7 protein-coding genes are annotated in these 14919 nt (G+C 60.8%); all 7 read left to right on the top strand.

All coding sequences use genetic code 11. The features are described 5' to 3' along the window. Window positions 1-27 precede the first annotated feature (27 nt). The 7 genes from BV106_RS36470 to BV106_RS29780 all read left to right on the top strand — a co-directional run bounded on the left by BV106_RS36470 (window position 28) and on the right by BV106_RS29780 (window position 14836). Window positions 28-4101, top strand: coding sequence for a DUF1553 domain-containing protein (locus tag BV106_RS36470; protein ID WP_051946495.1), 4074 nt, complete (start codon window positions 28-30; stop codon window positions 4099-4101). Window positions 4102-4172: 71 nt separating this feature from the next. Continuing rightward, window positions 4173-5594, top strand: coding sequence for a DUF1501 domain-containing protein (locus BV106_RS29805; protein ID WP_038170925.1), 1422 nt, complete (start codon window positions 4173-4175; stop codon window positions 5592-5594). A gap of 131 nt (window positions 5595-5725) precedes the next feature. Then, entirely contained in the window at window positions 5726-6295 is a 570-nt protein-coding gene (locus BV106_RS29800; RefSeq protein WP_038170924.1) for a cob(I)yrinic acid a,c-diamide adenosyltransferase, read from the top strand. Between the two features lie 2 nt (window positions 6296-6297). After that, entirely contained in the window at window positions 6298-7023 is a 726-nt protein-coding gene (locus BV106_RS36465; RefSeq protein WP_265596211.1) for a hypothetical protein, read from the top strand. A gap of 221 nt (window positions 7024-7244) precedes the next feature. Continuing rightward, window positions 7245-8285, top strand: coding sequence for a glycosyltransferase family 9 protein (locus tag BV106_RS29790; protein WP_081892432.1), 1041 nt, complete (start codon window positions 7245-7247; stop codon window positions 8283-8285). A 68-nt stretch (window positions 8286-8353) separates the two neighbouring features. Next, window positions 8354-10486 carry an ABC transporter ATP-binding protein gene (locus BV106_RS36460; RefSeq protein ID WP_051946490.1) on the top strand — a complete coding sequence of 711 codons (2133 nt, stop codon included), beginning with the start codon at window positions 8354-8356 and terminating at the stop codon, window positions 10484-10486. A 339-nt stretch (window positions 10487-10825) separates the two neighbouring features. Beyond that, the gene (locus tag BV106_RS29780; RefSeq protein ID WP_038170920.1) at window positions 10826-14836 is read left to right on the top strand and encodes a PVC-type heme-binding CxxCH protein; all 4011 of its coding nucleotides are present in this window, start codon (window positions 10826-10828) and stop codon (window positions 14834-14836) included. The last annotated feature ends 83 nt before the right edge of the window (window positions 14837-14919 follow it).

Here is a 14919-nt window from a genome sequence, read left to right as displayed (position 1 = left end):
CGGAGTCTGTACTTCACCTGGAGAACCATGAACAAGGTCACTTCCATCGCCTCCGTCCTTCTGGCGACCTCTCTTCCCAACTTGCTGGGTGTTGGCTCTGCCCGGGCTGCCGAGATCACCCCGGAAGGGCGCGACTATTTTGAAGCGCACATTCGCCCGGTGCTGGTGGCGGAATGCTATGACTGCCACGCCGGCAGCAAGAAGAAGGGCGGGCTGGTGGTGGATTCACGGGACGGTCTTCTCAAGGGCGGCGAGAACGGCCCGTCGTTGATTCCCGGTGATGCTCAAAACAGCCTCTTGATTCAGACGCTGGCGCACACCCACAAGGATCCCGACCTGCACATGCCCAAAGACGGTGCCAAGCTGGATGCGTCTGCCCTCAAACACTTTGTGGAGTGGGTGAACATGGGCGCGCCAGATCCTCGCGACAAGCCTGCGGTGGCGGAAGGGGCGCAACCGGTGTCGTGGGACCAGATCTTTGCCCTGCGCAAGCAGTGGTGGAGCCTTCAGCCGGTGAACCACAATGTGGTGCCGCCGAGCGGCACGGCCGAGCATCCGGTGGACCGCTTCATCCAGGCCCGGCTGGCAGAGCAGGGGCTGCAGCCTGCGCCGAGCGCGGACCGCCATCTGCTGATCCGTCGGCTCAGCTTTGCCCTGACGGGTCTGCCTCCCAAGGCTGAGGAGGTGGAGAAGTTTCTGGCTGACACCTCGCCGGATGCCTGGGGCCGGCTGGTTGATTATTACCTGGAACTCCCCACCTTTGGTGAAACCTGGGCGCGTCACTGGATGGATCTCATGCGCTATGCCGAGACCCATGGCAGTGAGGGGGATCCGGCCATTCCGGGTGCCTGGATGTACCGGGACTATCTCGTTCGTGCCTTCAACTCCGACCTGCCCTACCGCCAGTTCGTGCAGGAGCACATTGCGGGTGATCTCCTGAAACCCCGCTGGAATGAAGCGCTGGGGGTGAACGAGGCCCTGCTGGGATCCGCCAATCTCCGGCTCATGGAGCACGGCTTCCAGCCAGTGGACTCCCTGGATGAGCAGGTGAAGACGGTGGACAACCAGATCGATGTGCTCTCCAAGACGTTCCTGGGATTGACCGTGAGTTGTGCACGCTGCCACGATCACAAGTTTGATGCCATCAGCCAGAAAGACTTTTACGCTCTGTACGGCATCCTCGCCAGCACACGCCCGGCGCAGGTGGTGCTGGATCCTCCTGCCAAGCTCGATGTGCACCGCGAGGAGCTGACCCGGCTGAAGGGCCAGATCAAGGCTGAGCTGGCGGGACTGTGGCTGAAGTCGGCAGAGACGCTGCCGGCCCAGTTGCTCAATCCGGCTGGTCTGGAAGGCAATGCTGGAGTTCGAGGAGAAATGGAGGCGTCGCTCGCGGATCTGAGATCACGAGCCCGCGCCGTCGCCCTGGCACGAAAAGGGAGCGTGGTGAAGGATGCCCGAGTCTCGGACCCGATGGCCTGTTGGAACTTTGAAGGGGATGCCCGCGACCAGATGGGCGGACTGGATGGAGAACTGGTGGGCGGCGCAGTGGTGCGCAACGGTCGGCTCGTGCTCAATGGGCAGGACGCCTATGTCAGAACGGCCCCGCTGGGGAAGGCGATTCGGGCAAGGACGCTGGAGGCCTGGGTCCGGCTCGACAACACCGAACAGCGGGGCGGAGGAGTGGTGTCGATTGAGTCCGAAAGAGGGGATGTGTTTGATGGGATCGTCTTCGGTGAGAAAGAGCCCCGGGAATGGATCTCGGGAAGTGACTTTCACCGTCGCACCAAGGATGTGGGCGGTCCTGTGGAGATGACGCCCAAGGACCAGTTCGTGCACATCGCGATCACCTACAGTGCGGACAATGTGGTGGCCATCTATCGCAACGGCGTGCCCTACGGCCAGCCCTATCAGTCCGAAGAGGAGATTCAAACCTATGGTCCCGGCGGTGCCCATCTTCTGTTGGGGCGAAGACATCTGGGCGGTGGGAACGCGCTGCTGGCTGGGGAGATCGAGGAAGCCCGCCTCTATGATCGGGCTTTGTCTCCCGCAGAAGTGGCTGCCTCTTTCCAAGTGGGCACCGTTGCCGTGCCAGAGCAGGAACTTCTGGCAGCCATGTCGGATAGGGAGAAGTCGGAGTTCGAGAGGCTTACAAAGGCCCTCAAGCTTGCAGAGAAGGAGGATGAAGAGAATCCCACCCGCAATGCCTGGAGGGATGCGCTCTCCAGTGCGGCGAAGAATGCGAGCGATGCCCTCTATCCCTGGGCAAAGCTGAAGGACCGCCAGGGGAAGTCGTTCAGCAAGGTGTGGGGCGACTTCGCGGCCACCTGGTCGCGGGATCTGGATGAGCGTCGTCGTTTCAATGCGGAGAATTTCACCACCCTCTGGGATGTGTCCAAAGGGGAGGACTACTCCCGCTGGTTCCGCAAAGGGACGGGCCTGCCGCCCCAGCCTGCGCGTGCAGGGGAGTTCATGGTTCAGGCCGATGGGAATGCAGTGGTGGATGGGTTGCTGCCTGCCGGGGTGTATAGTTCCCTCTTGTCCGCCCGCCACGCGGGCCTGCTGGTGTCTCCCTTCTTCAAGATGGATACTGAGGCCCTCAGCCTGCAGCTCACGGGTGACGAAGGGGGAGGTGTTCGCGTCATGGTGGACAACTACCCTCTAGGAAACAATAACACCTACCCGCAGTATCGCCCGGCAGCGGAGCCCCTGCGCTGGTTGAAACTGGACACCAGCTACCGGAAAGGGGCGCAGGCGTACGTGGAACTCGGCACAAGGGATGACTCCACCCGCCCGCAACCTCCTTCCACTCAGGCTCCCAAAAAAGGGCAGAAGCCAAAAGAGTATGACGGCCGTTCATGGTTCGGCGTGGCGGGAATCGTCCTCAACAAACCGGGCGTGAATGATCCGCCCCGGGAGTTGCCCCTGGCTTTGACGGGCATCTTAGGGAGCCCCGCTCCCGCCGATGCTCGTGGGCTGGCTCAGCTCATGGGCAAGTCTCTGGCAGACGCCGTCGTCGCCTGGAAGGAGGGGCGCATCAGTCCCGAGCAGCTGGCCTATCTGAATGACTTCGTTCGTCGTGGCCTGGTGCCGGTGACGGCTGACTCTTCCCCCAAACTGGCGGAGCTGGTGCGGCAGTATCGCAAGCTGGAGGCGGAGGTGCCCGTTCCTCAGCGGGCTCCCGGGCCGGTAGAGGCAGATGGTTACAACGCCCCCTTGATGGTTCGTGGAGATCACCTTAAGCCGTCAGACCTGGTGCACCGTGGTTTCCTGAGCGCCCTGGGAGGTGCTAATTGCGAAGATCAGGGGAGCGGTCGTCGGCAACTCGCCGCCGCCATGACCAACCAGGAGAACCCGCTGCTGGACCGTGTCATGGTCAATCGCATCTGGTACTGGCTCTTCGGCCAGGGGCTCGTGGGGACGGTGGACAACTTTGGCCGCCTCGGCGACAAGCCGACTCATCCGGAACTTCTGGACTATCTGGCGACACGGTTCGAGGAAGAGGGCGGATCGGTCAAACAGATGATCCGCTTCCTCCTCGCCTCGCAGACCTGGCAGCAGAGCAGCGAGGCCCCGGCGGAAACCGTGAAACGAGACGCCGCCAATCAGTGGTTCAGCCGCGCCAGGGTTCGTCGTCTGGAGGCGGAAATGATCCGCGATGCCATGCTCCGCGTTTCCGGAGCATTGAGTGAAACCCTTTACGGCGAGCCGGTGGGCGATGCCCAAAAGCGTCGCAGCCTCTACCTGCGCGAGCGCCGCACCGCTCCCCATGCCTTCCTGGAGGTGTTTGACCGGCCCAAGCCCACCACCACGCGCGGTCAGCGCGATGCCACCAACATCCCCGCTCAGAGCCTGACCATGATGAACGACCGCTTCGTCATTGATCTGGCCCTCGTCTGGTCCCGTCAGATGGCCCGTCCCGAAGCCGGAGCAACGCTTGAAGCCAAGGTGGCGACCGTTTACGCGACCGCTCTCGGCAGACCCCCTACGCCAGAGGAACAGCAGGTGGCCAAAGATTACTTCGCTGGAGAGGACACTGAAGCGGTGTGGAAGGACTACTTGCAGGCGGTGTTCGCTCTGAAGGAGTTCATTTATCTGAGATAGCACGGCAAATCATTCATTCCTCTGTGTTCTCTGTGCCTCTGTGGTTTAACCCTCATCTCCTCTAACCCCTGATGTCCCCACAACTCTTCTCCCGACGCCAGATGCTCGCCCGTGCCTCCACGGGGTTTGGCATGACGGCTCTTTCGGCGCTCATGGCGGAACGCAGTTACGCAGGGCTGGCGGATCCCTTTGCTGCCCGTCCTTCTGGCTATCGGCCCAAGGTGAAGAGCATCATCTTTGCCTACATGAGCGGCGGGGTCTCGCATGTGGACTCCTTTGATCCGAAGCCGGAGCTCGCCAAGCGGCATGGCCAGCCCATGCCGGTGCCGGTGAAGCCCACGATGTTCAACAACAACGGGAACATCATGGCCAGCCCGTTTGAGTTCAAACGCTACGGCCAGAGCGGCATCCCGGTGAGCAGCATGTTCCCCTGCATCGGGGAGTGTGCGGACGATCTGGCGGTGATTCGCTCCATGACCAGCAAGGTGAACGAGCACGCCCAAGGCAACTACTTCTTTCATTGCACCCAGCCCTTCAGCGGATTTCCCAGTGCCGGCGCATGGTTCACCTACGGGCTGGGCAGTGAAGCCAACGACCTGCCGGGGTTTGTGGTCCTCAGCCATGGCAATGTGCCCCACGGTGGGGTGGGCCTGTTTGGCAGCGGCTTCCTGCCTGCGGTGAACCAGGCTTCCTTCATCAATCCTGATGCCGACGAGCCCCTCAGCAACGTCAAGCCGCGGGAGCTTGATGCTGCCCAGCGCCGCCGTCTGGGGCTGATCAGCAAGCTGGATCATCGGTTCTTGGAAACGACCCAGCAGGACGCGCAGGTCGAGGCCGCCATCCGCAACTATGAGATGGCCTATCGCATGCAGAGTGCGGTGCCCGGACTGTGCGACCTTTCCGATGAGTCCGAAGCGACAAAAAAGCTGTACGGACTCGACTCCGCCGACAAGGAAAAAGCCGGGTATGCCAAGCAGTGCCTTCTTGCCCGCCGTCTGGTGGAGCGCGGGGTGAGGTTCATTGAGCTCACCTGCCTCAACAAAGGCATTGGTGCGGGCAACGCTGCCAATCCTTGGGATCAGCACGGCAAGATCTTTGAAGGCCACGGGGCGATGGGCTATCAGGTGGACCAGCCACTGGCCGGTCTCATCAAGGATCTTAAATCCCGGGGGCTGTTCGAAGAGACGCTCATCATCTGGGCAGGTGAGTTTGGCCGCACACCCTTCTCCCAAGGCAGCGATGGCCGGGATCACAACCCTTACGGCTTCAGCATCTGGCTGGCCGGCGGCGGGGTCAAAGGCGGCACCATCTACGGTGCCACGGATGAACTCGGCTACCACGCCGTGGAAAACGTCACCAGCGTGTACGACCTCTGGGCCACCGTGCTCCACCTCGCCGGATTCGATCATGAAAAACTCCGCTACCGCTTCGGCGGCCGCGACTACCGGCTCACGGATGTGCATGGCCGGGTGATTCGGGAGGTGTTGGCTTAAGGCTCAGGGTCAAGGGGAAAGGGAAGAGGGATAAGGGCTGGCTTTTGCCTCTTCCCTTTTCCCTTGTCCCTCGCATAGGAAGCAGTATCACTTGGGGAGTCCAAGCATCCTCACCTCAACCTTCCTGCCCCATGTCCATCACCACCCGCCGTGGAGACTCCGGTGAAACCGACCTCCTGTTTGGATGTCGTGTTAAAAAGAGCTATCCGCGCATTGATGCCATCGGGTGTGTGGATGAGCTGAACGCCGCGCTGGGGTTGCTGCGGGTGACGGGCAAGACGGACTATGCGACGCGGGAGGTGCACAAGGTGCAGCTCACTTTGATTTCCCTAATGGGAGAGCTGGCCACGCCGCCTGGTGAGGAGGAGCGCTATGCGGCGAGCCACCCACAGCGGGTGAATGCAGATTCCGTGGACTATCTGGACGCGCTGGTGAGTGATCTGGAAATGGCGGGCGCTCTCAAGTTTCATGGGTGGGCGCTGCCAGGGGCGGCAGGGTCGCTGGGCGGCGCGCATGCCGATGTGGCCCGGACCGTTTGCCGACGAGCAGAACGTTGTCTGGTACTGCTGGAAGGGACCCCAGAGGCGGTGCCGAATGCGGAGATTGTCCGCTACTTGAACCGCCTCTCTGATGTCCTGTGGCTGATCGCGCGAGTTGAAGAAAAAGGCACCAGCGGTGCAGAGGCCGCCGCCGCGGGTTAAGCGTGAACACGCCCCTTTCGTCATCTCGCTGCTGGATCGACTTGGAAACGGCTTCCATCACTCCGGAAGTCGCACGGGCCGTGGCAGACCGGGTCTTCAGGGGCGATTTCCATGAACCAGGCTTTTGCGTGGTGGCATTTCCCCAGTCCACTGGCTCAGTGACGCTACGCGGTCTGATGGTCGCACTGAAGGAGGCGCTTTCAAACCTGTACGAGCGTCGGTTTGGGGACCCGCTGGAGTACGTCTCCATGGGGCGGTTTGACCAACAGAACACCACGAGGCTCCATCTTGACGGGGCGCCCGTTCGCTCATTCCTGATGCTGGGGTATGAGCCGACCACGGTGCCCAGCGAGTTTCAGATAGCTGACTACTCGCGTTGTGCCGCAGACTTGGGGCTCACGCCACAGAAGTTTCTGGCCGCGCACAATCCCATGATGTCAGGTCAGGCTGAGTTGCTGGAGGGTCATCTCACCCTCCTGAGAGACTGGCAGGAACTTCAGCCGCGGGTGGTCGTGGTGAACAACTGCTCGACCGCTCCGGGTGATCCTTGCCATACGCCCGGCGTACTTCACGGGGCTCGCATTCTGGCTCCTGACTCGCGGGCAACTCGCGTGATCAATTCCACGATGACCGTTCCACGATCTCTCGCCGCGGACACGGCGCTGCCGCCTGATGTGGTGAAGGCGTTTGTCCACACCGAGGAGATCGCAGGAGAAATCCGGCGCTGAACCCTGCGCTGCCGGGCGAAGGGCAACTGAATGACTTCTGGTTGAGTCATTTCGGGTTCCCGGTGGTCAAAAAAGCTGGAGCCCGCCACCCCGGCGGTCGGGGGATGGAGCGAGGAACAGGGAATCGGGAAACCCCGGTTTGGTCCGCAAAACTTGAAAGTAGAAACTGAAATTCTCCCAACCCGCTTCTATGGTGCATTGCGCCTTCGCCACGCGCTCACATGTCTTCCGCACGATATCTTTTGATTCAGCTCAAGCGCATCGGTGACTTCATCCTCACCGCGCCCGCTGTGCAGGCATTGCGGGCAGCCCGGCCCGATGCGGAAATTGTGCTGCTGGTGCCCACGCAGGTGACCGCACTGGCTGAGTGTGTGCCTGGGGTGGACAGAATCATTCCCTATCGCGCGGGGAGAGCCAATCTTGAAACTTGGGGCTCTGCCCTGGCTGGGGAGTGGGAAGCGGTGTTGGATTTCACCGGGACTGATCGCGCAGCCTTGATTGTCCAGTTGTCACGGGCGGTGCATCGGCTCGGCTATGCGAAGTTTGCCGGGAGGCGTCTTCGCCGCATGGCCTACACCCATTTGAGCGAGGCGTCGGTGAGGGATCTGCACACAGTGGATTTTCATCTGGCCCTGGTCAATGAGCTCCTCGGCCAGCTGGGCGAGCATGCCCCTGACCCGGCGACCCATCCCGATCCGGGGCCGGCCTTGGTCACGGCGCATGCGCTGCGGGATGACATGCGGAGCCGCCTGGCCAGCTTGGGGGTGCATCGTGATGCCCGCTACGCCATCATCCATCCTGGAACCGCCCGGGAGGAGAAGTTCTGGCTGGATGATCGCTGGGCTGAGGTAGCGGCGCATTTGCATGACCGTCACGGCCTGCACGTGTTGTTGACCGGTTCGGGGGACGGGTTGGAGCGGCACCATCTGGAGCGTTTGAAGACCGCCCTGCACACCCCCGTCGTGGATCTCACGGGGGCCTGCTCCCTCATGGAAATGGCGGCCCTCATTGCTGGAAGCCAGATGATCGTGGGGGTGGACAGCATGGCCATGCATCTCGCCGCGCTCCAGCATCGGCCCCAAGTTGCCCTGTTTGGTCCCACCAATCCCTTCCACTGGCGCGCCCGTCATGAGCGCTCCGTGGTGCTCACGCCAGAGGGTGATTTGCCTCAAAAAGTGTTCAAACCCAAGGCTAAAGGGGGTGAAATGGCCGCGATCCCCACCCGGGCGGTGCTTCAGGCGGTGGACGCGCTTATCTCTTGATTCCGTGAAGGGAGGGGCGATGCTCACCCCCCTGGCTCCCCGGAGACAGTGAGACAGTACCTTCCCCGATGTCCGATTCTCACAAGATCAGCCGCAAACAGCTTTCCCAAATGAGCACACGCGAAGTGGTTCGCGTGGCCACCAAGGCTTACGGCAAGCTTTTCAGTTACATGAAGCCCTACCGCGGGAGGTTCGTCGCGGGGGCATTCTTTGGGATCATTTCTGGCTTGTTCAATGCCGTGATGATCATTGGGTTCCAAATCATCTTCTCTGTGGTGCTGCCCGGGGAGGCGATGGAGAAGCCTCATATCCCCTTCGTCGGCCAGGTGGATCCCGCCAAGTGGGTCAGCCACTGGTTCCCGGACAAGGTGGACGGGTCCCAGCCCAACATTGAGATGATGGCGGCCACGGGCATGCCCATCATGCTGGGCATGCCGGAGGAGCAGCCGCAGGAGATTCCTCTCATCGTCTTTTTCTCCGCCCTCATCCCGCTGCTCATTTTTGTGCGCGGCATGCTGACTTACTTCTCCAACTACTGCCTGATGTGGGTGGGGAACCGGGTGCTGTATGACCTGCGAAATGAGGTCTTTGCCTCGCTGTTGAGGCAGTCCCTGAGCTTCTACACCCATGCGAAGGTGGGAGACCTCATTCAGGTGGTGTTCAACCAGGCGCGCGTGGCCCAGCAGAACGTCGTGACGCTTTCCCAGGATCTGGTGCAGAGGCCTGCCGCCATCTTGGCCATCTTTGCCGCCTTGCTTTATTACGACTGGTTCTTCACCGTCGCATCCCTCATCGTATTCCCCCTCTGTATTGGGCCGGTGATGGCGGTCGGGCGCAAGGTCCGCAAAGCGGGGGCCAAGGAAGAAGAGGAAGCTGGCATGCTCATGGTCACCATGCACGAAACCTTCGCCGGCATTCGCGTGGTGAAGTCTCATGCCCGTGAAGACTATGAGATGTCCAAGTTCAAGCGTGCGGCCCTTCGCATGCAGGAGCTCATCATTCGTTGGACGAAGGCCCTGGAAATCGTGGGTCCCATCGTGGAGACGACTGCATCCCTGGGGCTTGCCGCGGGCCTGGTCTACGCCTCCCAGCGTGGCATGGGGGCCAAGGAGTTCCTCGTCATCGCCATGGCGCTGACCCAGATCTATCCTCATGCCAAGGCACTCAGTCGCATCCAGCTTCTCATGCAGAAGACGGTGGTGGCCACGAGCAGTCTTTTCGAGATCATGGAGAGGGAGCCCGACATCAAGGACGCTCCAGATGCCAAGAAGCTCAAGAACGCCAAGGGCGCCCTGAGTTTCCAGGACGTCTCCTTCACTTACCGGGCTCAGGAGAAGAAAGCCTCCCCGTACGCCTACGTGCCGACCCCCGAGGAGGTCGAGAAGAAGAAAAAGAAGAAGAAGACCAAGCTCCACAAGACCAAGGAAGGGGAGATGCAACCTGCCGTGCAGGGGGTCAATCTCGAGCTGGAGCCGGGTCAGTTCTACGCCCTGGTCGGCCCCAGTGGCGCAGGCAAGAGCACTTTGTTCTCCCTGCTCTTGCGCTTCTATGACCCCGACACCGGATCCATCTGCATTGATGGCAACGACTTGCGTTCGGTGACTCAGGAGTCCTTGCGCAACAACGTCAGTGTGGTGAGCCAGGACACCTTCCTTTTCCACGACACCATTGAGGCCAACATCCGCTATGGCCGTCTGAACGCCACCGACTCCGAGATCATTGAGGCGGCCAAGAAGGCCCACGTGCACGACTTTGTGCAGGATCAGGAGCACGGTTACCACACGATCGTGGGTGACAGCGGAAACAAGCTTTCCGGTGGTCAGAAACAGCGCATCTCCATTGCCCGCGCCATCCTGCGCAATGCCCCGATCCTCCTTTTGGATGAGGCTACGGCGGCGCTGGATACCGAGAGTGAGAAGATCATTCAGGAGGCCATTGAGACCCTGGCCAAGGGCAAGACCGTCATCGCCATCGCCCACCGTCTTTCCACCGTGCTGGAGGCCGACAAGATCGTGGTCATGGACAAGGGGTATGTGTTGGATGTCGGGCCGCACCACGACCTGCTCCAGCGCTGCGAGCTCTACAAACGTCTCTATCACCTGCAGTTCCGCAGTGGTAATGTGGACCCCAGCCATGCGGTGGAAGATGTGAACCTGGACGAGCCTTACGAAACCGGCGTGCTGGAAGCGGCGGTGGATTGATCCTGGCGGGCGGGTGTTTCAGTTCGGAACCCCCGGCGGTAGATTTCTTTGTCCCAATCGGGGCGACGGGTGCCATTGAAGCTCTCGTCGCCCTTTTTCATGCCCGCGCACCGGGTGGGGAAATGGCCGGAGGCTTGCCCTCCTTCAGAGTCATTCTCTCCATGTGTGCAGGAAATTCCAGTCCCAGAGCCGTCCTTCACTCCATTACCTGTGAGCTTTGCTCAGGGATGGGGCGGGGTGGCTCTGAATTGCCCGGCTGGAATCGACTGAACAAATAATGCTGCAAACTCCGTAAAATGTGTCCGGCCTTTTTTGCCGGAGTCTTCCTTACTCAAGTTCATGAAACCCACGTTGTTCACCACACTGCTCACCCTGGCGATGGCCGGAGGGCTGCATGCCCAGGCACCCGCCCGGCTGGAACTCAAGCCCGGCGATCACATCAGCATCCTCGGCAACACGCTCGCAGATCGCATGCAGCACTTCGGCTGGCTGGAGACGCTGATTTACAGCCGGTTCAAAGAGGACAACCTGGTGATGCGCAACCTCTCCTTCGGTGGAGATGAGGTGAACACTTGGCACCGGGTGGACAACTTTGGCACACGGGATGAATGGCTGGGGAAGACAGGCACGGATGTGATCCTGGCCTTCTACGGATTCAACGAGTCGTTCAAGGGCTACGAGGGCATCGATGCCTTCAAGAAGAACCTGGAGAAGTTCCTCAAGGACGCCAAAGCGCAGAACTACAGCGGCAAAGGCTCGCCTCGGATTGTGCTGGTCTCACCCATCGCTGCGGAGAAGCAGACGGATCCCAACATTCCTGATCCAGGCGAGAACAATACGAACATTCAGAACTATACCGCAGCCATGTCTGAAGTGGCGGCTGCAGAAGGGGTTCAGTTCGTAGATCTCTACAAGATCTCCCAGAAGCTCTTTGCGGAGTCCAAGACCCCGCTGACCTTTAATGGCATCCACCTGAAGGACGAAAGCTACAAAGCGCTGGCCCCCGCCTTCTTCGAAGCTCTTTTCGGAGAAAAGGCACCATCCTTGGACGGGCTGGAAAAGCTGCGGGCCGCGGTGGTGGACCGCAATGAAGCATGGCACAACCGCTACCGCACGGTGGATGGCTACAACGTGTATGGCGGGCGCTCCGCCCTGGCCTACCAGCCGGGCAAAGGTGGATTTGTCAACGACCGCAACGCTCCGGCACCCTACCTCTCCAACTACAAGGTGATGCAGGAGGAGATGAGCGTACGCGATGTGCTGACCGCGAACCGCGACAAAGTGATCTGGTCGGTTGCCAAGGGCAAGGACGCCAAGCCAGATGATTCCAATCTGCCGACCGTGACGCCGGTGGAGACCAACAAGCCCGGCGACCTGCCGGACGGCAAGCACACCTTCCTGAGCGGTGAGGAGTCCATCAGCAAGATGAAGACGCCTCCGGGCATCAAGGTGCAGCTCTTTGCGGACGAGAAGATGTTCCCGGAGCTCATCAAGCCCGTGCAGATGGCCTTCGACACCAAAGGCCGTCTCTGGGTGGCCGTCTGGCCGAACTATCCCGAGCGCACACCCACGAGCACCAAAGGTGACAGCCTGCTCGTCTTTGAAGACACCAACAATGACGGCAAGGCGGACAAGTGCACTCCCTTCCTGGACAATCTGAACTGCCCCACCGGGTTCCAGTTCTACAAGGACGGCGTGCTGGTGATGAAGTCCCCTGACTTGCTCTTCGTCCGTGACACGGACGGCGACGGCCGCGGCGACAAAGTAGAACGCGTGCTCACCGGCCTCTGCGCCTCCGACTCCCACCATGAGACCAACTCCATGTGCTATGAGCCCGGCGGTGCCGTGTACTGCTCGGATGGGGTGTTCCACCGCACCCAGCTTGAGACTGCTGCAGGTCCCGTGCGCAACACGGATGGTGCCATCTACCGCTACGAACCCCAGACCGGGAAGTTCGAGCGTTATGCCGCCTACGGCTTCGCCAACCCGCATGGTCGCGTGTTCGACTATTGGGGCAACGACCTCATCACGGACGCTACCGGCAATGCCAACTACTACGGACCCGGCTTCAGCGGTTTCTTGAGCGAAGGCAAGCACTCCAACTATCAGCAGTTCTGGAATCGCCCGTCCCGCCCCTGCGCCGGCACGACCATCCTGAGCAGCCGCCACTTCCCCGAGGGGTTCAAGGATAATTTCCTGAATCTCAACGTCATCAGCATCCATGGCATCTTCCGTGTGAAGATGACCGAGGAGGGCTCCGGCTTGAAGGGCGAGAACATCGAGTACGACTGGAATGGCGAGAAACTCACCACGCTGGTGGAGAGCTCGCCGAAGGACAACGAGAAGTTCCGCCCCAGTGCCGCTGCGGTGGCTCCGGATGGCTCTCTGTTCTTTAGTGACTGGAGCAACTCGATCATCGGGCACATGCAGCACCACCTGCGTGACCCCAACCGTGACAACATCCATGGCCGCATCTACCGCGTGACCTATGAAGGGCGTCCGTTGCTGGAGCCCAAGAAAATCGACGGCGAGCCAGTGGAGAAGCTGCTCGACCTGCTCAAGGAACCGGAGAACGACGTGCGCACCCGCACGAAGATCGAGCTGCACAAGCATGCCACGGCAGAGGTCATCGCTGCGACCCAGAAATGGGTGAAGCAGTTTGACCCGAACAAGGTGGAAGATGCCCACCACATCCTGGAAGCCCTCTGGGTCCACCAGTGGCACAACGTGGTGAATCCAGAGCTGATCGCCACGGTGCTGAAGTCTCCTGAACCCCGCGCCCGTGCCCAGGCGGTACGTGTGGTGTGTTATCAGCGCGATCGCCTTCCGAAGGCCCTGGAGCTCCTCAAGGCCGCTGCCAACGATCCCAGCCCCCGAGTGAGGCTGGAAGCCGTACGCGCCGCCAGCTTCTTCAATGGCGCTGACGTTCCCAAGGCGCTTGATGTTGCTTACGATGTCCTCAAGTACGACACCGACTACTATCTCGACTACTGCTTGAAGGAGACTCTCCGCCAGCTGCAGTCGCTTTCGAAGGAGAAGGTGTTGCCTGCCGAACCGGCAGTGCTTGCCGCCCTCATCACCCGCATGGATGACAAAGAGCTCGACGCCCAGCCCGCGGTGGAAGCCGTGCTGGTGGCGAAGCTGCAACGCAAGAGCTACGATCTCGCCAAGCGTGACCGATTCCTGAAGGAACTCGCCCGCATTCGCAACACAGATCCAGTGGCGGAGTTGGTCAACGCGATCAAGACCCTGGATGGCAAGGATGGGGCAGATGCCTCCGTTGCCACGGAACTTGGCAAGATGCTCGTGGCCACTCCGGCTGCGCGTCTGGAAAAAGTGATCCCTCAGGTCACGGAACTTGCCAAAGGCGCTCGCATGCCAGCCGTGAGCCGTACCGCTTGGGCGACCCTGATCATGAAGGATCGCAAGGCGGATGATGTCTGGGTTGCCTCAACTGATGCCAAGTCCCGCCTCGCGGTGGTCTCCGGTTTGGCATTGGTGACGGACCCTGCAGTGCGGGCTGCCTTCTACCCCCAGCTCACCTCTCTGCTGGCCGATGCCAAAACAGAAGGTGCAGTGCGCAAGGCGGCTATCCTGGCTCTCCCCCTGACAGGGACTCAGAATGCTGAGGCGGGCTTCAAGGTGCTGGCTAACGAGTTGAAAGAAGGTCGTGAGCGGGCGGCCGTGGCAAGCGCCATGGCGCAACTGCCCCGGACCAGCTGGGACAAGGCCGCTGCCGGTGAACTCGCTCAAGGCGTGCTGAACTATGCCAAATCCGTGGATGCCAAACGGCGCGCAGAGCAGGACTTTGTCGAGTTGAACCAGCTCGGCATGGAGCTGGCTTCGCTGGCTGGGAACGCGGGTTTGCGCAAAGAACTGCGTAGCCTGGGCGTGAGCGTGTTCGTCATCAAGACGGTGCATGAGCAGCTTCGCTTCGATACCCAGCGCATCGTGGTGGAGAAGGGCAAGCCGTTCGAGATCCTCTTTGAGAACACGGACGTCATGCCCCACAACCTGGTGGTGGTGGAGCCGGATCAGCACTTGAACATCGGCATGGCTGCCATGACGATGTCCCCGAACGACAAGGACAAGAAAGGCCGCGCCTATCTGCCAAAAGACTTCAAAGTCCTGGACGCCACTCACATGCTGGAGCCTGGGCAGAAGGAGAAGCTTCAGCTGAAGGCACCTGACAAGGAAGGCAACTACGAGTTCGTCTGCACCTTCCCCGGGCATGCCATGATCATGTGGGGTCAAGTGGTGGTGACGGGAGACGTGGAAGGCTATCTTCAGGCCAACCCTATGCCGCATCTGCCCATGGCCACCATGCCAGCGGCACCTCCGGTGAAGTAATTCCCGTCTTCAAGTTGATCACGCACCAGGGGAGGAGATGGCTGTCGCCGTTTCCTCCCCTTGTCTTTTTTCGCGGTTTCAGA

The sequence above is a fragment of the Verrucomicrobium sp. BvORR106 genome (assembly GCF_000739655.1).
GTDB lineage: Bacteria > Verrucomicrobiota > Verrucomicrobiia > Verrucomicrobiales > Verrucomicrobiaceae > Verrucomicrobium.
The sequence above is the reverse complement of the archived record's forward strand: the minus strand, read 5'-3'. Positions and strand labels throughout refer to the sequence as shown.